The 22920-nt window shown below is 76.6% G+C and carries 27 protein-coding genes; 16 read left to right on the top strand and 11 right to left on the bottom strand.

The window, feature by feature from the left end; translation table 11 throughout:
• The first annotated feature begins 43 nt into the window (after positions 1-43).
• A complete protein-coding gene (locus ACI796_RS22220; RefSeq protein WP_456943386.1) occupies positions 44-865 on the top strand; it encodes an alpha/beta fold hydrolase in 822 nt (273 codons plus the stop codon).
• A 40-nt stretch (positions 866-905) separates the two neighbouring features.
• The gene (locus ACI796_RS22215) at positions 906-1685 is read left to right on the top strand and encodes an aldo/keto reductase (protein WP_456943385.1); all 780 of its coding nucleotides are present in this window, start codon (positions 906-908) and stop codon (positions 1683-1685) included.
• A 3-nt stretch (positions 1686-1688) separates the two neighbouring features.
• Here ACI796_RS22215 and ACI796_RS22210 read toward each other — a convergent pair whose 3' ends face one another.
• On the bottom strand, positions 1689-2183 hold the full coding sequence (locus tag ACI796_RS22210) for a hypothetical protein (RefSeq protein ID WP_456943384.1): 495 nt from the start codon (positions 2181-2183) through the stop codon (positions 1689-1691).
• A 99-nt stretch (positions 2184-2282) separates the two neighbouring features.
• Here ACI796_RS22210 and ACI796_RS22205 point away from each other — a divergent pair, with 99 nt between their 5' ends.
• From ACI796_RS22205 to ACI796_RS22190, 4 genes are all read left to right on the top strand, one after another.
• A complete protein-coding gene (locus ACI796_RS22205; RefSeq protein WP_456943383.1) occupies positions 2283-3320 on the top strand; it encodes an aldo/keto reductase in 1038 nt (345 codons plus the stop codon).
• Positions 3317-3820 (top strand): XdhC family protein, encoded by a 504-nt coding sequence (locus ACI796_RS22200; RefSeq protein WP_456943382.1) that lies wholly within the window; start codon positions 3317-3319, stop codon positions 3818-3820. The genes ACI796_RS22205 and ACI796_RS22200 overlap by 4 nt, the downstream gene beginning before the upstream one ends.
• A complete protein-coding gene (locus ACI796_RS22195) occupies positions 3817-5133 on the top strand; it encodes an FGGY family carbohydrate kinase (RefSeq protein ID WP_456943381.1) in 1317 nt (438 codons plus the stop codon). Before ACI796_RS22200 ends, ACI796_RS22195 begins: the two co-directional genes overlap by 4 nt.
• 86 nt (positions 5134-5219) lie before the next feature.
• Positions 5220-5408, top strand: a complete 189-nt coding sequence (locus ACI796_RS22190) for a hypothetical protein (protein WP_456943380.1) — start codon at positions 5220-5222, stop codon at positions 5406-5408.
• 54 nt (positions 5409-5462) lie between these two features.
• On the opposite strand, the gene ACI796_RS22185 is transcribed toward ACI796_RS22190, so the two are convergent.
• Positions 5463-6269: an inositol monophosphatase family protein gene (locus tag ACI796_RS22185; RefSeq protein WP_456943379.1), complete on the bottom strand. Its 807-nt coding sequence runs from the start codon at positions 6267-6269 to the stop codon at positions 5463-5465.
• A 22-nt stretch (positions 6270-6291) separates the two neighbouring features.
• Entirely contained in the window at positions 6292-6468 is a 177-nt protein-coding gene (locus ACI796_RS22180) for a DUF2795 domain-containing protein (RefSeq protein ID WP_456943378.1), read from the bottom strand.
• Positions 6469-6522: 54 nt separating this feature from the next.
• Here ACI796_RS22180 and ACI796_RS22175 point away from each other — a divergent pair, with 54 nt between their 5' ends.
• Both ACI796_RS22175 and ACI796_RS22170 read left to right on the top strand, forming a co-directional pair.
• Positions 6523-7059, top strand: coding sequence for a DUF2087 domain-containing protein (locus ACI796_RS22175; protein ID WP_456943377.1), 537 nt, complete (start codon positions 6523-6525; stop codon positions 7057-7059).
• Between the two features lie 94 nt (positions 7060-7153).
• A complete protein-coding gene (locus ACI796_RS22170) occupies positions 7154-7876 on the top strand; it encodes a hypothetical protein (RefSeq protein ID WP_456943376.1) in 723 nt (240 codons plus the stop codon).
• Here ACI796_RS22170 and ACI796_RS22165 read toward each other — a convergent pair.
• The 4 genes from ACI796_RS22165 to ACI796_RS22150 form a co-directional block, all read right to left on the bottom strand.
• A complete protein-coding gene (locus ACI796_RS22165; RefSeq protein ID WP_456943375.1) occupies positions 7873-8304 on the bottom strand; it encodes a VOC family protein in 432 nt (143 codons plus the stop codon). The genes ACI796_RS22170 and ACI796_RS22165 overlap by 4 nt on opposite strands.
• Positions 8305-8317: 13 nt before the next feature.
• Entirely contained in the window at positions 8318-9190 is an 873-nt protein-coding gene (rsgA, locus tag ACI796_RS22160) for a ribosome small subunit-dependent GTPase A (RefSeq protein ID WP_456943374.1), read from the bottom strand.
• A 140-nt stretch (positions 9191-9330) separates the two neighbouring features.
• On the bottom strand, positions 9331-10611 hold the full coding sequence (gene aroA, locus ACI796_RS22155; RefSeq protein ID WP_456943373.1) for a 3-phosphoshikimate 1-carboxyvinyltransferase: 1281 nt from the start codon (positions 10609-10611) through the stop codon (positions 9331-9333).
• 49 nt (positions 10612-10660) lie between these two features.
• Positions 10661-12124 carry an NAD-dependent succinate-semialdehyde dehydrogenase gene (locus ACI796_RS22150; protein ID WP_456943372.1) on the bottom strand — a complete coding sequence of 488 codons (1464 nt, stop codon included), beginning with the start codon at positions 12122-12124 and terminating at the stop codon, positions 10661-10663.
• Between the two features lie 145 nt (positions 12125-12269).
• On the opposite strand from ACI796_RS22150, the gene ACI796_RS22145 reads away from it, so the two are divergent.
• The gene (locus tag ACI796_RS22145) at positions 12270-13016 is read left to right on the top strand and encodes an SOS response-associated peptidase (protein ID WP_456943371.1); all 747 of its coding nucleotides are present in this window, start codon (positions 12270-12272) and stop codon (positions 13014-13016) included.
• Positions 13017-13090: 74 nt separating this feature from the next.
• The gene (locus ACI796_RS22140; protein WP_456943370.1) at positions 13091-14587 is read left to right on the top strand and encodes a fused MFS/spermidine synthase; all 1497 of its coding nucleotides are present in this window, start codon (positions 13091-13093) and stop codon (positions 14585-14587) included.
• Here ACI796_RS22140 and ybaK read toward each other — a convergent pair.
• Positions 14566-15111, bottom strand: a complete 546-nt coding sequence (gene ybaK, locus ACI796_RS22135) for a Cys-tRNA(Pro) deacylase (RefSeq protein ID WP_456943369.1) — start codon at positions 15109-15111, stop codon at positions 14566-14568. The genes ACI796_RS22140 and ybaK overlap by 22 nt on opposite strands.
• 220 nt (positions 15112-15331) lie before the next feature.
• Here ybaK and ACI796_RS22130 point away from each other — a divergent pair, with 220 nt between their 5' ends.
• Positions 15332-16048, top strand: a complete 717-nt coding sequence (locus ACI796_RS22130) for a sigma-70 family RNA polymerase sigma factor (protein WP_456943368.1) — start codon at positions 15332-15334, stop codon at positions 16046-16048.
• Positions 16045-16383 (top strand): mycothiol system anti-sigma-R factor, encoded by a 339-nt coding sequence (rsrA, locus tag ACI796_RS22125; RefSeq protein WP_456943367.1) that lies wholly within the window; start codon positions 16045-16047, stop codon positions 16381-16383. The genes ACI796_RS22130 and rsrA overlap by 4 nt, the downstream gene beginning before the upstream one ends.
• 81 nt (positions 16384-16464) lie before the next feature.
• Here the strand turns inward: rsrA and ACI796_RS22120 are convergent, their stop codons facing one another.
• A complete protein-coding gene (locus tag ACI796_RS22120) occupies positions 16465-16539 on the bottom strand; it encodes a 50S ribosomal protein bL37 (RefSeq protein ID WP_014377707.1) in 75 nt (24 codons plus the stop codon).
• A gap of 158 nt (positions 16540-16697) precedes the next feature.
• On the opposite strand from ACI796_RS22120, the gene ACI796_RS22115 reads away from it, so the two are divergent.
• Together ACI796_RS22115 and ACI796_RS22110 are read left to right on the top strand one after the other, a co-directional pair.
• On the top strand, positions 16698-17747 hold the full coding sequence (locus ACI796_RS22115; protein WP_456943366.1) for a biotin carboxylase N-terminal domain-containing protein: 1050 nt from the start codon (positions 16698-16700) through the stop codon (positions 17745-17747).
• A 63-nt stretch (positions 17748-17810) separates the two neighbouring features.
• A complete protein-coding gene (locus tag ACI796_RS22110; protein WP_387990214.1) occupies positions 17811-18035 on the top strand; it encodes a biotin/lipoyl-binding carrier protein in 225 nt (74 codons plus the stop codon).
• A gap of 16 nt (positions 18036-18051) precedes the next feature.
• On the opposite strand, the gene ACI796_RS22105 is transcribed toward ACI796_RS22110, so the two are convergent.
• Positions 18052-18846 carry an esterase/lipase family protein gene (locus ACI796_RS22105; protein WP_456943365.1) on the bottom strand — a complete coding sequence of 265 codons (795 nt, stop codon included), beginning with the start codon at positions 18844-18846 and terminating at the stop codon, positions 18052-18054.
• 112 nt (positions 18847-18958) lie between these two features.
• Between ACI796_RS22105 and ACI796_RS22100 the strand changes: the two genes are divergently transcribed.
• Positions 18959-20521 carry a WS/DGAT/MGAT family O-acyltransferase gene (locus ACI796_RS22100; protein WP_456943364.1) on the top strand — a complete coding sequence of 521 codons (1563 nt, stop codon included), beginning with the start codon at positions 18959-18961 and terminating at the stop codon, positions 20519-20521.
• 10 nt (positions 20522-20531) lie between these two features.
• Here ACI796_RS22100 and ACI796_RS22095 read toward each other — a convergent pair whose 3' ends face one another.
• Entirely contained in the window at positions 20532-21038 is a 507-nt protein-coding gene (locus ACI796_RS22095) for a GNAT family N-acetyltransferase (RefSeq protein WP_456943363.1), read from the bottom strand.
• A gap of 43 nt (positions 21039-21081) precedes the next feature.
• Here ACI796_RS22095 and ACI796_RS22090 point away from each other — a divergent pair, with 43 nt between their 5' ends.
• The gene (locus ACI796_RS22090; RefSeq protein WP_456943362.1) at positions 21082-22581 is read left to right on the top strand and encodes a sensor histidine kinase; all 1500 of its coding nucleotides are present in this window, start codon (positions 21082-21084) and stop codon (positions 22579-22581) included.
• The last annotated feature ends 339 nt before the right edge of the window (positions 22582-22920 follow it).

Below are 22920 nucleotides of genomic sequence, written 5' to 3'. Positions count from 1 at the left end.
CACCACCCCGATGACTTCCCGGCTCCGCGGCGGTCCTCCCCGCATGACGACGACGGAGCTGCGGGTCGACGAGGGGTACGCGCCGGTGACCGGGGGCGTGCGCATGTACTGGCGGAGCCTGGGGGAGGGCGGCACCCCGCTGGTCGTCGTCCACGGCGGCTTCGGCGTGGTGGAGGTGTTCGGCGACGTCCTCGACCGGCTGGCCGCGCACCGGCGGGTGGTCGCCGTCGAGCTGCAGGGGCACGGGCGCACCGCCGACGTCGCGCGGCGCCTCACCTGGGACGCCCTCGCCGACGACGTCGCCGCGCTGGTCCGGCACCTGGACCTCGGCCCGGCCGATGTCCTCGGCTACTCCCTCGGCGGCGGGGTGGCCCTGCGGACGGCGATCCGGCACCCGGAGGTGGTGCGCCGGCTGGTCGTCGTCTCCGCGCCGTGCCGGCGGGACGGCTGGTTCCCCGACGTGCTCGACGGCATGGCCTCGGTGTCCGGCGCCGGGTTCGAGGGCATGCGGCAGACGCCGGTGTACGCCGCCTACGCCGCCGTCGCGCCCGACGTGGACGCGTTCCCGGCGCTCATGGACAAGACCGGTGACCTGCTGCGCACGCCCTACGACTGGTCCGACGACGTCCGCGGGCTGTCCGCGCCGGTGCTGCTGGCCTACGGCGACGCCGACGGCATCCCGCCCGCGCACGCGGCGGAGTTCTTCGCGCTGCTCGGCGGCGGGCTGCGTGACGCCGGGTGGGACGGGTCGGGGCGGCCGGCCTCGCGGCTGGCGGTCCTGCCCGGGCGCACCCACTACGACGTGTTCGCCGCGCCCGAGCTGGCGGCCGTCGTCGACGGGTTCCTGACCGCGCCCGTCCGCTGAGGCGCGTGTCGTCGCCGGCCGGTCCGGGCAGGGCTGCGGCATGACCGCGCCCCTCCCGTCCGCGCCGCTGACCGGCGGCGGCAACATGCCGCTGCTCGGCTTCGGCACCTGGCAGATGACCGGCAGCACCTGCTACGACGCCGTGCGCACCGCCCTGGACGCCGGCTACCGGCACCTGGACACCGCGACGATGTACCGCAACGAGGCCGAGGTCGGCCGGGCGCTGCGCGACTCCGGCGTCGACCGGGACGAGGTCTTCGTGACCACCAAGCTGCCGCCGCGCGAGGCGGGCCGGGCCGACCGCACGCTGTCGGCGTCGCTGGGCGCACTCGGTCTCGACGCCGTCGACCTGTGGCTGGTGCACTGGCCGCCCGGCGGCTCCGACGAGGGCCTGTGGGAGCGGTTCGTCGCCGCGCGCGAGGACGGGCGGGCCCGGGCGGTCGGGGTCAGCAACTACTCCCTCGACGCGGTGGACCGGCTCACCCGGGCGACCGGCGTGACGCCGCAGGTCAACCAGGTGAGCTGGGCACCGGCGCTGTACGACCCGGCGGTGGAGGACGGGCACCGGGAGCGCGGCGTCGTCCTCGAGGGGTACAGCCCGTTCAAGAACACCGACCTCGGCGACCCGGTGCTGCGCGAGGTCGCCGACGCGCACGGCGTCACGCCGGCGCAGGTCGTGCTGCGCTGGCACGTCGAGCACGGTGTCGTGGTGATCCCGAAGTCGGCCACCCCGGAGCGGATCCGGGCCAACCTCGAGGTCGGCGGCTTCGCGCTGTCGGCCGAGGAGGTCGCCCGCGTCGACGGCCTGGCGCGCGGCTGAGCCCTACCCGGCGTCCGGGGTCGGGGCGACCGGGCGACGGGGCTGCCCGGCCAGCGCCGGCCGGACGTCGACCATCGGCGCCACCAGCCCCGTCGTCGGCCGGGTCACCGGGGTGGGGGAGGGGGCCGGCGTCCGCCTCCGGGAGCGCAGGGCGGTGAGCAGGTCCAGCGCCGCCAGCACCGAGGCGCCGACGACGACGGTGCGCAGCCGGCGCTCGCGCTCCCCGCGCCGGTTCTGCAGGGCGACGCCCATGACGGCCAGGTCGACGGCGTCGCCGGCGACGCGGGTCCACGCCCAGCCGGGGCGGCCGGCGAGCAGCCCGGCGGCGTGGGCGAGCTCCCGGGCCCCGACCGCGGTGACCACGGGCAGCGCCACGGGGGAGTCGTCGACGCCGGCGAAGCGGGCGACGGCCGCGGGCGAGGCCAGCATCGAGGTGCCGAGGCCGAGGCTGGCCAGGCCGAGCAGTCGGGCCGTGCGGCGGGCGGGGCGCGCGCTCATGGGGTCCTCCCGGGGTCGGTCGCCCGGGCGGCTACCCGGGCGACCGACCCGGAAACGGCCGGTGGCGGGGCCGCTCGCGGCGGGACGAGGATGCGGGGCATGACTGCTCCCGCCGGTACCCGCACGCTCGGCCGGGACGGCCTGGCCGTCTCCGCCCTCGGCCTGGGCTGCATGGGCATGAGCCAGATGTACGGCGCCGCCGACCGCGACGAGTCGATCGCGACGGTCCACCGCGCGCTCGACCTCGGCGTCACCTTCCTCGACACCTCCGACGTCTACGGCGACGGGCACAACGAGGAGCTCGTCGGCGAGGCGATCCGGGACCGGCGGGACGAGGTGCAGCTGGCGACGAAGTTCTCGCTGCGGCGCAACGACCGCGGCGGCATGGACATCGACGGCCGGCCGGAGAACGTGCGCGCCTGCGCCGAGGCCAGCCTGCGCCGGCTCGGCGTCGACGTGATCGACCTGTACTACCAGCACCGGGTGGACCCGCGGGTGCCGATCGAGGACACCGTCGGGGCGATGGCCGAGCTGGTGCAGCAGGGCAAGGTCCGCCACCTCGGGCTGTCGGAGGCGTCCGCGGCGTCGATCCGCCGGGCGGTGGCCGTGCACCCGATCGCGGCGCTGCAGAGCGAGTGGTCGCTGTGGACGCGCGACCTCGAGGTCGGCAGGGGTGGTGGGGCGGGCGGAGACACCGTGCTGGGCGTCGCGCGCGAGCACGGCATCGGGATCGTGCCGTTCAGCCCGCTCGGCCGCGGCTTCCTCACCGGCGCGATCACCAGCCCCGACGACTTCGCCGAGGACGACTGGCGGCGCACCCACCCGCGATTCACCGGCGAGGCGTTCACGGCGAACCTGCGCCTCGTCGACGCCGTCCGCGCGATGGCGGGGGAGAAGGGCTGCACGCCCGGGCAGCTGGCGCTGGCCTGGGTGCTGGCGCAGGGTCCCGACGTCGTCCCGATCCCCGGCACCAAGCGGCGGTCCTACCTGGAGGAGAACGCCGGCGCGCTCGCCGTCGAGCTGTCGGCGGAGGACCTGGCGCGGCTCGGCGAGATCGCCCCGCCCGGGGTCGCCGTCGGTGGCCGGTACGCCGACGCCGGCTACGCCTACGGCGACAGCCCGGAGCGCGCCGCGTGAGCGACCCGGCCTGCGGCGTCGCGCACGGGGCGCCGGCTGCCGAGGCGACCGACCGGGTGCTGGTCGCGGTGTTCGCCTCCCCGGTGGCCGAGGTGCTGCTGCGCTGGGGCGCCGAGCTCGGCTTCCGCGCCGCGCTGGTCGACCCGGCCGGCGGGGACGGCGCCCGCACGCTGGCCGACCTCGAGGACGCCCTCGACCTCGACCGGGCCGACGTCGTGGTCACCGACCACCACCGCCCCGAGCTCGGCGAGGTGCTGCGGGACGCGCTGGCCCGCCGGGTCCGCTGGGTGGGCGTCATGGGCAACCCGCGGCACGAGGGCCCGCACGTGGCGGCACTGGCCGCGCTCGGCGTCCCGCCGGAGGAGGTGGCCCGGGTGCACCGGCCGATCGGGCTGGACATCGGCTCCCGCGCGCCGGCCGAGATCGCGCTGAGCACGCTGGCCGGGCTGCTGGCCGACCGGAACGGCCGCTCCGGCGGGTTCGCGCACGGCCCCCGGTGAGCGCCGTCCTGCTCGGTGCCGACCTGGGCACCAGCGGGCTCAAGCTCGTCGCGCTGGGCGAGGACGGCGGCACCGTCGCGGAGACCGAGGCCGGCTACCCCGTGGAGAGCCCGCGGGAGGGCTGGGCCGAGTGCGCCGTCGGCACCTGGCGGGCGGCGTTCGACGACGCCCTGGCCCGGCTGCTGCCCGCGCTGGGCGGCCGGCCGGTGGCCGGGCTGGGGCTGTCCGGCCAGATGCACGGCACGGTGCTCGTCGACGACGCCGGCGCCGCGCTCGCGCCCGCGGTGCTGTGGCCGGACCGGCGGGCTGCCGCGGAGGTCGCCCGCTGGCGGGCACTGCCGGTGCCCGACCGCGCCGCGCTGGCCAACCCGCTGGTGCCGGGGATGACCGGCCCGGTGCTGGCCTGGCTGGCGGCGCACCGGCCCGGCCTCGTCGACCGCGCCGCGGCCGTCCTGCTGCCCAAGGACGCCCTCCGCGCCACCCTGCTGCCCGGCACCGACCCGCGGGTCACCGACCGCAGCGACGCCTCGGCCACGCTGCTGTGGGACGTCGTCGCCGACGGCTGGTCCGCCGCCGCGCGGGCCGCGGCGGGGGTGCCGCCCGGCCTGCTCCCGGCGGTGCGGACCTCGGCGGAGGTGGCCGGGACGGCGGTGCTCGGCGGGGCGGAGGTCCCGGTCGTGGTGGGCGGCGGGGACACCCCGTTGGCGCTGCTCGCGGCCGGCACGACCGCCGGACTGCAGGTGAACCTCGGCACCGGCGCGCAGGTGCTGCGGCCCGGCTGGACGCCGGCCCCGGCCGACGACCCGCCGGTGCACGGCTACGCGGACGCCGAGCGCGGCTGGTACGCGATGGCCGCGCTGCAGAACGGCGGCTCGGCGTGGACCTGGGTGGCCGGCGTGCTCGGCGTCCCGCTCGCCGCGCTGTTCGACCTGGCCGCGACGTCGCCGCCGGGGGCCGGGGGAGCGGTGTTCCGGCCGTTCCTCACCGGCGAGCGCGGCGGGGTGGCCGGGCCCGGCGACCGCGCCGGCTGGTCCGGCCTGGGCGCCGGCACCACCCGCGCCGACCTCGCCCGGGCCGCCGTCGAGGGGGTGCTGTCCGCCGTCGCCGCGGCGGCCGGGCTGCTCGGTGAGGTGCCCGACGGCCCCGTCGTCCTGACCGGGGGCGGGGGGCGCTCGCCGCTGGTGCGGGAGACCCTCGCGGGCCTGCTGGGCCGGCCGGTGACGTACCTGCCGCTGCGCAGCGCGTCCGCGGTCGGGGCGGCGGTCCTGGCCGGGCGCGGCACCGGCCTGCCGGTCGCGCCGCGGCGGGCCTGACCGGCCGCATGGAACGGTGCCGCCCCGGGCACCGTTGACCCCGACGAGGGGCCCAGGACGGGCCCCGGCGAGAGGAGGCACGCGAGATGGCGTCGGTGTTCGACAAGGTGGCCCAGTTCGCCCGCAGCCCGAAGGGTCAGCAGACCCTCAAGCAGGTGTCGGCCAAGGCCCAGCAGCTGGCGAGGGACCCCAAGACCAAGGCCCGGATCGACGACGCCCGCCGCCGGTTCACCGGTGGCCGCGGCACCGGCGGCGGCCCGCGCCCCACGGCGTAGCCCCGGACACGACGGCGGCCCCTCCCCGGCGTCGGGGAGGGGCCGCCGTCGCGTTCAGGCCGCGGGGCCGGGCAGCTTCAGGTGGGCCAGCGCGGCGTCGTGCAGCGCGCCGTTGGTGGCCAGCGCGCTGCCGCCGGCCGGGCCGTCGGCGCCGGTGAGGTCGGAGAACCGCCCGCCGGCCTCGCGCACGATGACGTCGAGCGCGGCGAGGTCCCACAGCGACACCTCGGGCTCGCACGCGACGTCGACCGCGCCCTCGGCCAGCAGGACGTAGCTCCAGAAGTCGCCGTAGGCGCGGGTGCGCCACACCGACCGCGTGAGGTCGAGGAACCCGTCGAGCAGGCCGCGCTCCTCCCAGCCGGACAGGCTGGAGTAGGACAGGCTCGCGTCGCCGAGGTCGGAGATGCCGGAGACGTGGCACCGGGTGGCCGACTCCAGCCGCCGCCCGGTCCAGGCACCGACGTCCTTGGCCGCCCACCAGCGGCGGTTGAGCGCCGGCGCCGATACCAGGCCGACGACCGCCTCGTCGCCGTCGAACAGCGCGATGAGGGTCGCCCACACCGGCACGCCGCGGACGAAGTTCTTCGTCCCGTCGATCGGGTCGAGCACCCAGCGCCGCGGCCCGTGCCCGGTGACGCCGAACTCCTCGCCGAGCACGGCGTCCCGCGTGCGGGCCCGGGCGAGGGTGGTCCGCAGCTGCTCCTCGACGGCGCGGTCGGCGTCGGTGACCGGCGTCAGGTCCGGCTTGGTCTCGACGGCGAGGTCGAGGGCCCGGAACCGCTCCATGCTGATGGAGTCCGCCTGGTCGGCCAGCACGTGCGCCAGGTGCATGTCCCCCGTGAAGTCCCGGCCCGGTGTCATGGGCACCGAACCTAGCGGGCGGTCAGTCGAAGACGGCGGCACTGATGCCGCTGGGCCCCTCGTACTCCCGGTCGTCGATCTCCTGCAGCGCGTCGAGGACCTCCTTGTCGGCACCCTTGGCGTGCTCGAGGATCTGCTCCTTGCTCGCCGGGTAGTCGATGCCCTTGAGGGCCTTCTGGAGGTCGATCGGGCTCACCATGCCGGTGCCGCTACCCCCGCCCACGTGCTCCGATGCACGGATACCGTCGAGGGGATGGAAGCGGCGACGATCGTGGGGCTCCTGGCCGACCCCACCCGGCTGAGGGTGGTGGCGGCCCTGGCGCTCGGCGCCGGGACGATCGAGGACGTCGCCGCGGCCTCGGGGCTGTCGCTCAAGGACGTCGCGCTCGCCGCCCGCCGGCTCGCCCGCGCCGGGCTGGTCCGCCGGGACGGGCACGTCCTCGAACTGCTGACCGACCGGTTCGGCGCCGCCGCGCGCGCCGCGGCCGAGGCGGCGCCCGCGCCGGAGCCGCTGTCGGACGACCCGGCCGAGTCCGCGGTGCTCGCCGCGTTCATCCGCGACGGCCGGCTGACCACCATCCCGGCGCAGCGGAGCAAGCGGCGCCTGGTGCTCGAGCACGTGGTCCGGGTGTTCGACGTCGGCGTCCGCTATCCCGAGCGCGAGGTCAACGCGCTGCTGGCGGTCTGGCACCCCGACACCGCGGCGCTGCGCCGCTACCTGGTCGACGAGGGGCTGCTGTCCCGCGAGGCCGGGCTGTACTGGCGGACCGGCGGCTGGGTGGACGTCTAGTCCACCTGCCTGTGCTCGTGCTCTGCCCCCACGGGCGGGGCAGAGCACGACTTCTCCCAGGACGGGGGCCCGGGTGCGGGGTCACACTCCGGGCGTGCCCGACGCCGACGCCTTCCGCGCGCTCGCCCGCTCCTCGCCGTGGCGGTGGACGACGCTGCGGTTCACCGTGCGCCGGCCCGGTCACCCGTGGCGGACCCAGCCCCTGCGTGCGTGGCTGCGCCGGCCCGATCGGCTCCGCGTCGAGACCCTCGACGGCGAGCTGCTGCAGGTCGTCCACGAGCCGCGGCAGCGGTCGGTGCTCCTCGGTCCGGACGGCGGGCGGGAGGTCGTCCACCCCTGGCCGGCGGACGGTCCCGGGCCGGTCCTGCGGGACGACGGGCTGGTGGCGGTCCGGCCGGAGGGGCCCTCCTACGACGCGCCGATGTACCAGAGCTACGACTGGGTGGCGCTGCTCGACCCGGTCGAGCTCGCCGACGGCCGGGACCCGGACACCGGGGAGCCGGGCGTGCCCGGCCTGGAGGTCGACTCCGTCACCCGGGTCGAGCACGGCGGACGGCCGGCCTGGGAGGCGGTCGTCCGTCCGACGCCGCGGTACGAGCCGCGGTGCGACTGCTGCTCGCTGCTCCGGTCGCGGGACCTCGACGTCCGGGCCGGCGTGGTCGAGGTGCTGGACCGCTACCCGGAGGCGTACCGGGTCCGGCTCGACGAGCAGACCGGCACCTGCGTGTGGATCGACGACCCCGGCTCGCTGGGCGTCGACCTCGACGTGCGGATCGAGGCGGTCGACGAGCCGATGGACGACGGGCTGTTCGGCTAGCCGAGCCGCACGGTCCCGTCGGCGTCGACCGACCAGCCGGGGTTGTGCCCGATCTCCCAGACGACGCCGTTGGGGTCGCGCACCAGCGCGTGGAAGACGCCGCCGAAGGCGCCCTCCCCGGGCGGGGTGAGCACCGTGCCCCCGGCGGCGGCCATCCGCTCGCACAGCGCGGCGACGGCGTCGCGGTCGCCGACGTTGTGCGCCAGCGTCAGCCCGGACACCTCCGGCCGGGCGGGCCCGGTACCGAGGTCCTGGGCGAACTTCGCCGTCTCGAAGAAGGCCAGCACGGTGCCCGGCGCGACCTGGAAGAACACGATCTCGCCGGGCACGTCGAGCAGCGGCGTCCAGCCCAGGCCCTCGACGTAGAACCGCCGGGCGGCGTCGAGGTCGGCGGTGGCCAGCGTGAGGAAGTGGACCTGCTGTTCCACGGGGCTCCTCCCGTCAGTAGCCCGGGCCGAGCTGGCCCACGGCGTCGAGCAGCCGCCGCACGCTGGCCAGCCGCTCGGCGCGGCCGGGCGGACCGTCGGCGGCCCAGGCGTCCAGCGCGCAGTCCGGGTCGTCGGCGGAGTGCCCGCAGCCCGGCGGACAGTCGACGGCGGCCTCGGCGAGGTCGTCGAAGGCCGCGACGACGTCGTCGGCGGTGACGTGCGCCAGCCCCAGCGAGCGGATGCCGGGTGTGTCGACGATCGTGCCGCCGCCGGGCAGGTCGAACAGCACCGCCGACGACGACGTGTGCCGCCCCTTCCCGACCTTCGTCACCTCGCCGATGGCCCGGTCCGCCTCGGGCACCAGCCGGTTCACCAGCGTCGACTTGCCCACGCCCGACTGCCCCACGAACACGCTGGTGCGCCCCTCCAGCCGCTCGAGCAGCGGGCCCAGCGGCGTCTCCCGGGACACCGGCACCGCGCCGACGTCCAGCCCCGCGTAGCGGTCCAGCAGCGCCTGCGGGCTGGCCAGGTCGGTCTTGGTCAGGCAGAACAGCGGCTCCAGCCCGCCGGCGTAGGCGGCCACCAGGCAGCGGTCGAGGAACCCCAGCGCCGGGTCGGGGTCGGTCACCGAGGTGACGACGACGAGCTGCTCGGCGTTGGCCACCACGACCCGCTCGGTGGGGTCGGTGTCGTCGGCGGTGCGCCGCAGCGACGTCGTCCGGTCCTCGATGACGACGATCCGGGCGAGGGTGTCGGGCCGGCCGCTGGTGTCGCCGACCAGCCGCACCCGGTCCCCGACGACGACGCCGTGCCGCCCCAGCTCCCGGGCGCGCATCGCGGTCACCTCGAGCGGGGCGCCGTCCGGACCGGGGACCCGGACGGTCATCCGGCCGCGGTCGACCGCGATCACCAGGCCCGGGACGGCGTCGGAGTGCGCCGGCCGGGTGCGGGTGCGCGGGCGGGACCCGCGCCGGTTGGGCCGGACCCGGACGTCGTCCTCGTCCGAGCGGCTGTCGTGGCGGCGGCTCAGGAGGCCACCCCCGCGGTCGTGGAGAGCATGCCCGCCCAGCGCTCGCGGAAGTCCGGCAGCGTCTTGGTGACCGCCTCGGCCCCGGACACCCGCACGCCCTCGACCGCGAGGCCGAGGACGGCGGCGGCGTGCACCATGCGGTGGTCGGCGTAGGAGTCCAGCAGCGCCGGCCGCAGCGGGCCCGGCTCCACCTCCAGGCCGTCGGGCAGCTGCCGGACGCGGGCGCCGACGGCGGTGAGCACCTCGTCGAGGGCCTGGAGGCGGTCGGTCTCGTGGCCGCGCAGGTGGGCGATGCCGGTCAGCCGCGAGGGCCCGTCGGCCAGCGCGCAGAGCGCGGCGAGCACGGGGGTCAGCTCGCCGACGTCGCCGAGGTCGGCGACCAGCGGGGCGACGCGGCCGGTGCCGGTGACCCGCAGGCCGTCCGGCGTCCGCTCGACCTCGGCGCCCATCGCGCCCAGCAGTCGGTCCAGCTGCGCGCCGGGCTGGGTGGTGACCGCCGGCCAGTCGGGCACGGTGACCCGCCCGCCGGTGACCAGCGCGGCGGCGAGGAACGGCGCGGCGTTGGACAGGTCGGGCTCGACGACGCGGTCGAGCGCGGCCGGCCGCCCGGGGGAGACCCGCCACCCGCGGTCGGTGGCGACGACGTCGACGCCGTGCTCGCGCAGTGCGGCGACGGTCATCTCCACGTGCGGCATCGACGGCACCCCGCCGGCCAGGGCGAGGTCGATCCCGCCGGCGAACCGGGCGGCGGCCAGCAGCAGCCCGGAGACGATCTGCGAGGACTCGCTCGCGTCGACGGTCACCGCGCCGCCGCGGACCGCGCCGGTGCCGAGCACGGTGAACGGCGCCCGGCCGCGGCCGCCGTCGTCGACCTGCACGCCGAGGTCGCGCAGCGCCGCGATGAGGCCGGCGTTGGGGCGCTCGCGCAGCCGCGGGTCGCCGTCGAGCCGGACCGGGCCGTCGGCGAGGGCGGCCACCGGCGGCAGGAAGCGCAGCACGGTGCCGGCCAGCCCGGCGTCGACCTCCGCCGGGCCGCGCAGCTCCCCGGGGGTGACCAGCCAGTCGGCGCCGTCCTCGGCGATGCCGACGCCGAGCGCGCGCAGGCCCGCGGCCATGAGGTCGGTGTCGCGGGCCCGCAGCGGGCGCACGACGCGGCTCGGGCCGTCGGCGAGCGCGGCCAGGACGAGCGCCCGCGCGGTGATCGACTTGGAGCCGGGCAGCGGGACGACGGCGTCCACGGGGGTCGGGCGGTGCGGCGTCGTCCAGACCTGGCTCACGGGGGACCATCCTGCCCGGTCCGGACGACGCCGCACTGCGGAGCCCGCCCTAGCCGGCCTGCGGCTTCTCGGCCTTCTTGGCCGGCACCGTGCGCAGGAGCCGCCGGTTGGCGAACTCGAACACCGCCAGCTCGGAGAGCTCGCGGCCGTAGCCGGAGCGCTTGATCCCGCCGAAGGGCAGCTCGGGGGAGGAGCCGGTGGGCTGGTTGATCCAGACCATCCCGGCCTCGATCCGCTCGGCCACCGCCCGCGCGCGGTCGAGGTCGCTGCTCATCACGGTCGCACCGAGCCCGTAGACGCTGTCGTTGGCGAGGGCGACGGCCTCGTCGGCGTCCTTCACCCTGTAGACGACGGCGGCGGGGCCGAAGAGCTCCTCGTGGTACGCGCGCATCTCGGGCGTCACGTCGGTCAGCAGGGTCGGCTCCACGAACGCGCCCGGGTGGTCGGGGCGGCCGCCCCCGGCGAGCACGGTGGCGCCCTTGTCGACGGCGTCCTGGATCTGGGCGTGCAGGTCCTTCGCGGCCTGCTCCGACGACAGCGGCGCCAGCGTGGTGCCCGCGTCCGCCGGGTCGCCGGGGGCGAAGGTGGAGAACGCCTGCTGCAGGCCGGCGACGAACGGCTCGTAGGCGTCCTCGGTGACGATCAGCCGCTTGGCAGCGATGCACGCCTGGCCGCTGTTCTGCATCCGGCCGGTGGTCGCCGCCTTGACCGTGGCGCCGACGTTCTCGGCGTCCAGGACGATGAACGGGTCGCTGCCGCCGAGTTCGAGCACGGACTTCTTCAGGTGCTTGCCGGCCAGGGCGCCCACCGCGCTGCCGGCGCGCTCGCTGCCGGTCAGCGTCACGCCCGCGATGCGGGGGTCGGCGATGACCTGCTCGACGTCGGCGATGCGCAGGAAGGTGTTGGTGAAGACGCCCTCGGGCGCACCGGCGTCGGTGAACAGCTGCTCGATGGCCAGCGCGCACTGCGGGACGATCTCGGCGTGCTTGAGGATCACGGTGTTCCCCAGCACGAGGTTCGGGCCGGCCACGCGGACCACCTGGTAGTAGGGGTAGTTCCAGGGCTCGATGGCCAGCAGCGCGCCCACCGGGTGCGTCTCGACGACGGCCTCGCCCTTGCCCAGCAGCGGCTGGATCGGGGTGGGCTGCAGGAAGCCCGGGCCGTTGTCGGCGTAGTAGTTGAGGATCATCGAGCAGAGGAACAGCTCGCCGGCGGCCTCCTCGCTGCGCTTGCCCATCTCCTTCGTGGCGAGCGCGGCCAGCTCGTCGCGGCGCTCGTCCATCAGCTCGGCGGCGCGGCGCACGACGGCGGCGCGCTCCTCGACCGGCCGCTGCCGCCACTCCTGGTACGCGGCGTGCGCGGTCGCGATGATCCCGTCGATGGCCTCGGTGGGCGTGAAGTCGAACTCCTTCTCGGTCTCCCCGGTGAAGGGGTCGACCGTCGCGTAGCGCCGCTCGGCGGACTCGCTCGCGGTCTTCGGCTGCTCCTGCGGTGGGTTCTGGGTCGCGGTCACGCGCGTGATCCTCGTCTCTGCTCGCCGGTGTCTCCACCCCGGCCCTACCCGACCCCCAGCAGGGCACTCGCGCTGTCCCCGGTCCCGCCTAGAGTCGGTCCCGCGGGCCCGTCCCGGGCCGGCCCGACAGCCGGGAGGACCAGCCATGTGCGGTCGATACGCCGCCACCCGCCGTCCCGAGGACCTCGTCGTCGAGTTCGAGGCCGTCCCCGCCGAGGGGCAGGAGCCGCTGCGGGCCGACTTCAACGTCGCGCCGACCAAGGACGTCTACGTGGTCCGGACCAAGCGCGAGCGCGACCCGGAGGGCAGCCCCACCGGCGCCGGGCACCGGGAGCTGCGCTCGGTCCGCTGGGGCCTGGTGCCCTCCTGGGCCAAGGACGTCTCGGTGGGCAACCGGATGCTCAACGCCCGCGTCGAGTCGCTCACCGAGAAGCCGGCCTTCCGCTCGGCCGCCCGCTCCCGCCGCTGCCTGGTCCCGGCCGACGGCTGGTACGAGTGGCAGAAGAGGCTCGACTCGCCGGGCAAGCAGCCGTTCTTCATCACCCCGGCCGACGGGTCGGTGCTGGCCATGGCCGGCCTCTACGAGGTGTGGGGCAAGGGCGAGGACCGGCTCTACACCTGCACCGTCGTCACCGCCCCCGCCGTCGGCGCGCTCACCGAGATCCACGACCGCATGCCGCTGGTGCTGCCGCGCGAGCGGTGGGCCGACTGGCTCGACCCCGCCCGCGACGACGTCGAGGCGCTGGCGGAGCCGACCCCGCCGTCGGTGGTCGAGGGCCTGGAGCTGCGCCCGGTGAGCGCCGCGGTGAACAACGTCCGCAACAACGGCGCCGAGCTGGTCGCCCGCGTCGAGGGCACCAGCGCCCCGGCCGACCAGCCCGCGCTCTTCTGAGGAGCCGTCCGCTGAGCGAGCGCGCGCCCGCCGTCGTCCCCGCCGACCCGCCCGCCGAGGCGCCTGCCGGGCCCGTGCTGCCCGGCTGGGTCGCCGCCGGGGTCACCTTCCTCGCCTCCGGCGCGGTGCTGGTGCTGGAGATCGTCGGGCTGCGGCTGATCGCCCCCTACGTCGGCATCACGCTGCAGACCAACACCGCGGTCATCGGCTTCGCGCTGGCCGCGATCGCGGTCGGCGCCTGGGCCGGGGGCGCCACCGCCGACCGCCGCGACCCGCGCGGGCTTATCGCGCCGCTGCTGGTCGCCGGCGGGGCGCTGGTGATCGCCGTCCTGCCGCTGGTCCGGTTCACCGGGTCGTTCCTCACCGGCCCCGACGCCGGCGCCGTGCTGCTGCTGGCCGCCGTCGCCATCGTGGTGCCGGCGACGCTGCTGTCGGCGGTGCCGCCGATGGTGGTGAAGCTGCAGCTGGCCAGCCTGGCCGAGACCGGGTCGGTCGTCGGGAAGCTGTCGGGCATCGGCACGCTCGGCGGCATCGCGGCCACCTTCGCCACCGGCTTCGTGCTCATCGCGGTCTTCCCGAGCAGCGGCATCCTCGTCGGCACCGGGCTCGTGACCGTCGTCGCCGGCATCGCCGTGTTCCTGCTGCTGCGGCGCCGGTCGCCGGGCGGGGCGGGGCGGGTGCCGACGGCGCTGCTGCTGCTCGCCGTCACCGGGTCGCTGCTGGCGGCGGTCGCGCCGACGCCGTGCGAGGAGGAGACCGCCTACCACTGCGCCCGCGTGGTGGCCGACCCCGGGCGGGAGACCGGCCGGGTGCTGGTGCTGGACACGCTGCGGCACAGCTACGTCGACCTCGCCGACCCCACCCACCTGGAGTTCCAGTACGTCCGGGCGATCGCCGCGGTCACCGACGTCCTGGCCCCCGCGGGGGAGCCGCTGTCGGCGCTGCACCTGGGCGGCGGCGGCGCGACCGTGCCCCGCTACCTTGCGGAGGTCCGCCCCGGCACCGAGAGCCTGGTGCTCGAGGTGGACCCGGGCGTCGTCGCGATCGACCGCGAGCAGCTCGGCCTGGAGACCTCCGGGCAGCTGCAGGTGCGGGTCGGCGACGCCCGCGTGGGGCTGGCCGCCGAGCCCGCCGGCACCCGCGACGTCGTCGTCGGCGACGCCTTCGGCGGCCTGTCGGTGCCCTGGCAGCTGACGACCGTGGAGGCGCTGGAGCTGGTCGACCGGGCGCTGGCCGACGACGGCGTGTACGTCGCCAACCTCATCGACCACCCGCCGCTGGGCTTCGTCCGCGCGGAGCTGGCCACCATGCGCGCGGTGTGGCCGCACGTGCTGCTGCTGGCCCGCGCGCCGGTGCTCGCCGCCGAGGACGGCGGCAACGTCGTCGCGGTCGCGTCGCACCGGCCGCTGGACGAGTCCGCGCTGGCGCAGGCGCTGCTGGCGCAGGACTCGGCGTGGCAGGTGGCCTCGGCCGAGGAGGTGGCCGCCCTCGCCGGCGACGCGCAGGTGCTCACCGACGACGCCGCGCCGGTCGACCAGCTTCTGACCCCTTACGGAGTCCCCGACTCGTAGTCGGCCCCTCGCGGGGGCCCGCCGCGAGCTTGCGGGTGGGGGGCGAGGGGTCCTTTCGCGATGGGGGCGGTGCGGGCGCGGGTCAGGCGGACCAGGTCGGCCGGCGGCAGCTCCACCTGCAGCCCGCGCCGGCCGGCGCTGACCATCACCGTCGCGAAGCCCAGCGCCGAGTCGTCGACCACGGTGGGCAACGCCCTGCGCTGACCGAGCGGGCTGATCCCGCCGAGCACGTAGCCGGTGGTGCGCTCGGCGTCGGCCGGGTCGGCCATCGCGGCCCTGCGCCCGCCGGCCGCGGCGGCCAGCGCCTTGAGGTCGAGGGTGCCGCTCACCGGGACGACGGCGACGGTCAGCGTGCCGTCGACGCGGGCGACCAGCGTCTTGAACACCTGGCGCGGATCGGCGCCGAGCGCGGCCACCGCCGCCTCGCCGTGCCCCTGGTCGCTCGGGTGCTCGGGGTCGTACGGGTGCAGGGTGTGCGCCACCCCGGCCTTCTCCAGGGCCCGCACCGCGGGGGTCGCCGCCACGGCCGGGCACCGTATCCGACGCTCGCGCGGACCGCCGCCGACTTCCCGCGGCCGGGGAATGAGCCCACCGGCGGCCACCGTTGCAGGGACCGTGAGCAGCACCGTCTCCAGCGCCCGCACCCGGGCCCCGCACCGGCGGCCCCCGGGCCGGCCCGACGCCGCGCGACTAGGATCGACCGACGTGGCAGCCCGCCTCCGGGCGCCGCAGAGAGGACGGTCGGTGCCTGAGGAGACCCCGGGCGGGAACCCCGCCGTCGAGCCGGTCGAGACCCCGCGCGAGCAGGTGGCCGGAGCTCCGGTGGAGGTGCCCGAGGCCCGCGAGGGGGGCAGCCGCACCGAGATCGCCGAGACCCGCGCGGAGCGCGACGCCCGCTTCGAGCGGGACGCGCTGCCCTACCTCGACCAGCTCTACCCGGCGGCGCTGCGGATGACCCGCAACCCCGCCGACGCCGAGGACCTGGTCCAGGAGACGTTCGTCAAGGCCTACTCCGCGTTCCACCAGTTCGCCGAGGGCACGAACCTCAAGGCCTGGCTGTACCGGATCCTGACCAACACCTACATCAACAGCTACCGCAAGAAGCAGCGTCAGCCGCAGCAGTACCCGACCGACCAGGTGCAGGACTGGCAGCTGTACGCGGCCGAGGAGCACAGCTCCAGTGGACTGCGCTCGGCGGAGATCGAGGCGCTGGACCACCTGCCGGACTCCGACATCAAGGAGGCCCTGCAGCAGCTGCCCGAGGACTTCCGGCTGGCGGTGTACCTCGCCGACGTCGAGGGCTTCGCCTACAAGGAGATCGCCGAGATCATGGGCACGCCCATCGGCACGGTGATGTCCCGGCTGCACCGTGGCCGGCGGGGCCTGCAGAAGCTGCTGGCCGACTACGCCCGTGAGCGCGGGTTCGTCCGCGCCGGAGCCGGTGAGGAGGGGCGGTCGTGAGCACCGAGCAGGAGCGTCCGGTCGAGATCTCCTCGTGCGACGACGTCCTGTCGCACGTCTTCGAGTTCCTCGACCGCGAGACCGACGACGCCCGCCGCGCCGTCATCGCCGAGCACCTCGAGGACTGTTCCCCGTGTCTGCGGCAGTTCGGCATCGAGCAGGAGTTCAAGGCGCTGGTCCGCCGCCGCTGCGGCGGTGACCCGACGCCGTCGGGCCTGCGCGAGCGGATCAAGATGCAGCTGACCACCGTCTCCTTCGAGGAGGACGGCACGCAGATCAGCGTGGAGAAGGTCAGCACCGAGGTGGTCCGGACCGACTGGTCCGAGGACGCCTGAGGCCCCCGGCTCCACGACGACGCCCCGCCCCCGGTCCTCCGGGTGCGGGGCGTCGTCGTGTCCGGCCCGTCGGGCCGTTCGTCAGGCGTTGGGGCGCTTGCCGTGGTTGGCCTTGTTCCCCTTGCGGGAGCGCCGCTTGCGTCCACGCTTGGACATCGCTGCCCTCCTCTCGTCGTCGTGGTCCCTGTTCCCACCCAGGGTCCCACAGCGGGTGAGGAGGTCCCCGCCCGGTGGCGTGGGTGTCGGCGGCGCGGGGCACGATGGCAGGGAGACCGGGCGGACGGCCCGGCGCGGTGACGGGAGGACCGGGGAGCGTGGCCCAGCACGGGATCGAGAGCGTGCTCGTGGCGGGGCGGGGGCCCGCGGCGTGCGCGGTCATCGCGGCCTGCTCCCGGCTCGACGTGAAGTCGGTGGCCGTCTACTCCGAGGCCGAGCGCTCGGCCCGGCACGTGCGGCTGGCCGACGACGCGGTGCTGCTCGGGCCGGCGCCCGCGGCGGAGTCCTACCTCGCCGTCGACCGGATCGTGGAGGCCGCCCGCCGCAGCGGGGCCCGCGCCGTCCTGCCCGTGCCGCCCGCGCTGGCCGGCAACGCCGCGCTGGCCGGGGAGGTCGCCGCCGCGGGGCTCACCTGGGTCGGCCCGCCCGCCGAGGTGCTCGAGCGGCTCGGCGGCGACGGCGTGGAGCCGGCCAGCGAGCACGGCCTGCTCGCCGTCGTCACCGAGGACGGCCTGCGGTTCCCGACGGCGGTGGCCCGCGACCGGGCGGCCGGCATCGCGCGGGTGTCCTGGACGCCCGATCCCGCCGGGGACGTGCCGCCCGGCGCCAAGCGGCTGGCCGAGGTCGGCTGGCGCGGGCTGGTCACCGTCGGCGTCGCCGAGGACGGCGAGCTGGGGGAGGTCGCGGCCGGCTTCTCCCTCGACATGGCCGTGCTGGAGCGGGCGCACCAGGTGGACGCGGTCGACCTCGCGCTGGCCGCGGCGGTGGGCCGTCGCGCGCCGCGGCGCCGCGCGCTCGACGAGCACCCGCCGCGGGCCGCGGTCGCCGTCCAGCTGCGCTCGACACTGCCGCCCGGGAGGGCCGGCCGGGTGACCGGCGCCCTGCCCTCGGCGGGCCGGCTGCGCGGCACCACCGGGCGGACCGAGGTGGTAGCGGTCAGCGGCTACGACCCGGGCGACCGGCTCGACGGCTGGTACGATGCCCTGCTGGCCACCGTGAGCGCCGGGGCGCCCGACACCGCGACCGCCGCGCGGGCCGCCGCCGCCGCGCTGTCCGGCCTGCCCGAGACCGGGGTGCCGCACGACGGCGACGAGGTCTGCGCGGTGCTGCACCGGCTGGCCGAGGGGGACCTCGCCCCGGGGTCCTGAGCGGCGGCCGGGCTCCGGGGGCCCGTGCTTGGATGGGGGCTCCGCTCAGCGAGGAGGTGCCGCGTGGCAGTCGAGGAGATCCACGCCGAGATGGTCTCCAGCGTCTGGAAGGTGCTGGTGAGCCCGGGCAGCGAGGTGTCCGCGGGGGACACCCTGGTGATCCTCGAGTCGATGAAGATGGAGATCCCCGTGCTCACCGAGCGCGCCGGCGTCGTGCAGGAGCTGCACGTCGTCGAGGGCGAGGTGCTGCAGGAGGGCGACCTCATCGCCACCGTCGCCGACGCCTGACCACCGCCCCGGCGGCTCAGGTCGCGCGGCGGGCCAGGTCCGCCAGGCGGTCCCCGAGCAGGCGGTAGACCCCCGGGTGCACGCTCATGCCGACGTGGCTGGAGTCGACCTCGACGTTCTCGGCGTCCGGGTCGAGGCACGCGTGCCAGTCGACGACCCAGTCGCTGCGGGAGTAGACCGACAGGTACGGGACCTGCGCGGGGAAGGGGCGGGCCAGGTCCTCGGCCAGCTCCCCGGCGCACCCGCCGTCCAGGCAGTCGTCGCGGAAGAGCCCCGGCAGGCCCGCGGTGCCCAGCGCGGCGACCAGCCGCACCTGCGCGGCCACCAGCGGGTTGATCGCCATGTGGTCGACGTTCGGGCTGCCGAGCGTGACGATCCCGGCGACCCGGTCCGGCCGGCGCATCGCCACGAGCTTGGCGAACAGCCCGCCCCGGCTCTGGCCGACGACCGCGGCGGGCCGGCCCGTCCGGTCGGTGAACTCCACCAGGCGGCGCTCCAGGCGCTCGACCGCCAGGCGGGTGCAGTCGACGTTGACGCGGATCTGCGAGGTGCACGTCCGGTAGCCCCGGGCGCCCAGCCAGCGCTCCAGCACCGACAGCGACGGGTCCCCGGCCAGGAAGCCCGGCACGAGCAGGACCGGCAGGCCGCCGCCGTGCGGGACGCCGTGCCCGCGCCAGACGGGGGAGCGGACCAGTGCGGCCGCCTCGCGCCAGGGCCGCTGCGCGGCGAGCAGTGCCGCGACCGGGGAGGCCCCGATCCACGGGGGTGCCTCGCCGGCCGGTGTGCGGGAGGTGTGCGCCGTCGTGTGCATGTCGGGTCCTCGTTCTCCTCGACGGTCCGCTGCAGGAGAGTGTGACCCCTGACACACTCGTGCAGACGGCCGGGGCGCGGCGCCCCGTCGTCCCCCGAGGAGGCCAGCGGACGTGAAGCAGCTGTCGGGTCTGGACGCGACGTTCCTCCACCTCGAGACGTCCGCGCAGTTCGGGCACGTCTCGAGCCTGTCCATCTACTCCCGCCCGGACGACCCCGCCTACCGGCCCTACGACGCGTGGCGCGCGCAGCTGGAGCAGCGGCTGCACCTGCTCGAGCCGCTGCGCCGGCGCCTGGTCGAGGTGCCCCTGGGCCTGGACCACCCCTACTGGGTCGCCGACCCGGCGTTCGACCTCGACTTCCACGTCCGGCACACGGCCGTCCCGCCGCCCGGCAGCGACGACCAGCTCGCCGCGCTGGCCGCGCGCCTGGTCTCCCGGCCGCTGGACCGGCGCAAGCCGCTGTGGCTGTCGTACGTCATCGAGGGCCTGGCCGACCGCCGCTTCGCCGTCCTGACGATCGTCCACCACGCCACCATCGACGGGGCGTCGGGCGTGGAGCTGATGACGCTCATGCTCGACGACACCCCCGAGGGCAACCAGACGCCGCCCGAGGCCGAGCCGTGGACGCCGGAACGGCCGCCCGGCGACCTCGAGATGCTCGCGCGGGGCGCGCTCGGCCTCGCCCGCAAGCCCGCGCGCGGGGTCCTGCTCGCCGCGTGGAGCGCCCGCGAGATCGGCCGGGCCACGCGCAACCCGGTGCTGGTCCGCGCGGCGAACGACGTCCGGCGCAGCCTGCGCGGGCCGCTGGGCACCGTGCTCAACCTCGGCCGGCACCGCCCCGAGGAGCCGGACCGGCCGCCGCCGGTGCCCAGCGTCCGGCCGCCGCGCACGCCGTTCAACGGGCCGATCACCCCGCACCGCAAGCTCGCCATCCGCTCGACGTCGCTCGACGTCGTCAAGCAGGTCAAGTCCGCGCTGGGCGCCACCGTCAACGACGTCGTCATGGCCGCGTGCGCCGGCGGCCTGCGCACCTGGCTGGACCGGCGCGGGGCGCTGCCGTCGGACCCGCTGGTGGCGCTGGTGCCCGTCTCGGTGCGGACGGGGGAGGAGACCGACCGCTGGACCAACCGGGTGTCGATGCTCTCGGCCGTCCTGCCGACCGACGAGCCCGACCCCGTCCGGCGGGTCCACCGCGTGCACGAGGCGATGAGCAGCAGCAAGGAGATCTTCTCCGCGCTGCCCGCCGAGCGGCTCACCGACTTCGCGGAGTTCCCGCCGCCGGCGGTCTTCGCGCGGGCGATGCGGCTCAGCGCCCGGCTGCGGCTGGGCTCCCGGCTCAGCCCGGGCAACCTCGTCATCTCCAACGTGCCCGGTCCGCGCACGCCGCTCTACGCCGCGGGCGCGCGCCTGGAGCACTACTTCCCGGTCTCCACGATCGTCGAGGGGCAGGGCCTCAACATCACGGTGCAGAGCTACCTCGACCGCCTCGACTGGGGCCTGGTCTCCTGCGCCGAACTGCTCCCCGACGTCGACGTGCTGCTCCGCGACATCCTCGACGACCTGGACGCCCTCACCGCCGCGGCCGGCGTGGAGGTGCCCCGGCCGGAGGCGGCCGCGCCCGCGCCCCGCCGTCCCTCGCGGTCCCGCAGCGGCCCGGCCCGCGCGCGGCGCTGAGCGGAGCCGGTCAGAGGTCGCGGGCGTAGACCAGCAGGTCGATGCCGGGGCGCGGGGACCAGTCGCGCTCGGGCAGCCGGGTGAAGCCGAGCCGAGCGTAGAGCCGGTGCGCGGCGGCCATCACCGGGTCGGTCGACAGCAGCATCCACCGCTTGCCGGCCGCGCGGGCCCGCTCCAGGCACTCGGTCACGAGCAACTCCCCGACGCCGCGGCCGCGCGCCCCCGGGTCGACGACGAGCATCCGGAACGCCGCCTCCTCCGGCGACTCGGTGATCTCGCCGAAGTCGCCGTCGAGCACCAGCGCCACCGCGCCGACGACCCGGTCCCCGTCGCGGGCGACCACCAGCTGCGACCGGGAGGCCCGGCCCGCGACGTCGGCCAGCTGCGGCAGGTAGTCGTCGGAGGCCAGCCGCTCGTCCCGGTAGACGCCGACGGTCAGCGCCGCGATGGCCGGGAAGTCGGCGGGGACGGCGTCGTCGACGGTCACGGGCGGGGGGACGAGGGACGGTGCGGCCACGGGTGCCCAGCCTAGGTGGGCGCCCGACCTACCCTCGGTGACGATGAGCACCCTCTCCGAGCGCCTGCACCGCGGCGCGGCGACCGCTCCGTCGCAGGTCGAGCACGCCCGCCGCCTGGTGGCCGACTGGCAGCTGCTGGCCGACCTGGCCTTCGCCGACCTCACCCTGTGGGTGCCGCTGCGCACCGGCGCGTGGTGGTGCGTGGCCCAGGTGCGCCCGCTCACCGCGCCGACCAGCCAGCCCGAGGACCTGGTCGGCAGCGAGGTCGACGGGCCCGACGCCGACCCGTTCCGGCTGGCGCACCGCGAGGGCCGGCCGGTGACGGAGGGGGAGCCGGACTGGTCGGGCTCCAGCCCGCGGCGGCGCGAGGTCATCCCGGTGCGGCACGACGGCGTCGTCGTCGCGGTGCTGGCCAAGGACACCAACCTCGCGGTGACGCGGTCGCCGTCGACGCTGGAGCTGACGTACCTGGACATCGCCGCGGACCTCTGCCTCATGGTCTCGGCCGGCACCTTCCCGCCGGAGAAGCTGCTCGACGCCGAGATGAGCCCGCGGGTGGGGGACGGGCTGGTGCGCCTGGACGCGGCGGGCCGCGCCGTCTACGCCAGCCCCAACGCCCTGTCGGCCTACCGGCGGCTCGGGGTGACCGGCGACCTGTTCGGCACGGACCTGGCCAGGGTGACGCGGGCGGCGTCGTCGGACCGGGTGGCGGGGGAGGCGGTCGCGGCCGCGATCGCCGCCGCGGTGGCCGGGCGGTTCCCCGACCCGACCGACGTCGAGGGGCGGTCGGCGACGCTGCTGGTGCGCGCGCTGCCGCTGCAGGCGCCGGGTGCCGAGGAGGGCGCGCTGGTGCTGGTCCGGGACGTCACCGACCTGCGCGACCGCGACCGGGCGCTGCTGACCAAGGACGCGACGATCCGCGAGATCCACCACCGCGTGAAGAACAACCTGCAGACCGTCGCCGCGCTGCTGCGGCTGCAGGCCCGGCGGATGACCGAGCCGGCCGCGCGGGCGGCGCTGGAGGAGTCGGTGCGGCGGGTGGCCTCGATCGCCGTCGTCCACGAGACGCTGGCCGGCAGCCGGGAGGACGTGGTCGACGTCGACGACGTGCTCGACCAGGTGCTGCCGATGCTCGGCGACCTGACCTCGATCGGCCCGGCGGCGCGCACCCGCCGGGTGGGCGCCTTCGGTGAGCTGCCCGCCGCCACCGCGACGCCGCTGGTCATGGCGGTCACCGAGCTGCTGCACAACGCCGCCGAGCACGCCTTCCCGGCCGACGGCCAGCCCGGCTCGATCGAGCTGGTGGCCGAGCGCGACGGCGACGACCTGGTGGTGCGCGTCCGCGACGACGGCCAGGGGCTGCCGGAGGGGTTCGACCCGGCGCGGAGCGATGGCCTGGGCCTGCAGATCGTGCGGACGCTGGTGACCAGCGAGCTCGGCGGGTCGCTGGTCATGCGGACGCCCGAGGAGCCGCCGGGCCCCGGCCGGCCGGGCACCGAGGTGGTCCTCGAGCTCCCCGGTGCGGGGCGCCCCCGCCGTTAGGCGCTGCCCGGGACGAGTGGGGGCCTCCGCGAGGAGCGGGCGGGTGGGCCCAGCGCGGCAGGTGGCCGCGGTGTCGGCCGGCAGGACGACGACGTCGGCGAAACGGGGGGGGGGGGGGGGGGGGGGGGGGGGGGGGGGGGGGGGGGGCGGGGGGGGGGGGGGGGGGGGGGCGGGGGGGGGGGGGGGGGGGGGGGGGGGCCGCCCCCCCCCCCCGCCCCCCCCAGCAGGGCGCCCAGCCGGCGGCCGCGCTCGCGCTCCTCGGGACTCAACGGCGGTCGCACCATGGCGTGATAGTAATACCGGGATATGAATCCCGGTACTGCCGGGACACCGATCCCG

The organism is Geodermatophilus sp. SYSU D00525 (assembly GCF_054050475.1).
Note: the sequence above shows the minus strand (reverse complement) of the source record. Positions and strands in the feature narration are given on the sequence as shown.

Coding starts and splice junctions, on each gene's coding strand:
- ACI796_RS22220 (WP_456943386.1), top strand. CDS start 44: ATGACGACGACGGAGCTGCGGGTCGACGAGGGGTACGCGCCGGTGACC.
- ACI796_RS22215 (WP_456943385.1), top strand. CDS start 906: ATGACCGCGCCCCTCCCGTCCGCGCCGCTGACCGGCGGCGGCAACATG.
- ACI796_RS22210 (WP_456943384.1), bottom strand. CDS start 2,183: ATGAGCGCGCGCCCCGCCCGCCGCACGGCCCGACTGCTCGGCCTGGCC.
- ACI796_RS22205 (WP_456943383.1), top strand. CDS start 2,283: ATGACTGCTCCCGCCGGTACCCGCACGCTCGGCCGGGACGGCCTGGCC.
- ACI796_RS22190 (WP_456943380.1), top strand. CDS start 5,220: ATGGCGTCGGTGTTCGACAAGGTGGCCCAGTTCGCCCGCAGCCCGAAG.
- ACI796_RS22185 (WP_456943379.1), bottom strand. CDS start 6,269: ATGACACCGGGCCGGGACTTCACGGGGGACATGCACCTGGCGCACGTG.
- ACI796_RS22180 (WP_456943378.1), bottom strand. CDS start 6,468: ATGGTGAGCCCGATCGACCTCCAGAAGGCCCTCAAGGGCATCGACTAC.
- ACI796_RS22175 (WP_456943377.1), top strand. CDS start 6,523: ATGGAAGCGGCGACGATCGTGGGGCTCCTGGCCGACCCCACCCGGCTG.
- rsgA (WP_456943374.1), bottom strand. CDS start 9,190: ATGACCGTCCGGGTCCCCGGTCCGGACGGCGCCCCGCTCGAGGTGACC.
- ACI796_RS22145 (WP_456943371.1), top strand. CDS start 12,270: ATGTGCGGTCGATACGCCGCCACCCGCCGTCCCGAGGACCTCGTCGTC.
- ACI796_RS22105 (WP_456943365.1), bottom strand. CDS start 18,846: ATGCACACGACGGCGCACACCTCCCGCACACCGGCCGGCGAGGCACCC.
- ACI796_RS22090 (WP_456943362.1), top strand. CDS start 21,082: ATGAGCACCCTCTCCGAGCGCCTGCACCGCGGCGCGGCGACCGCTCCG.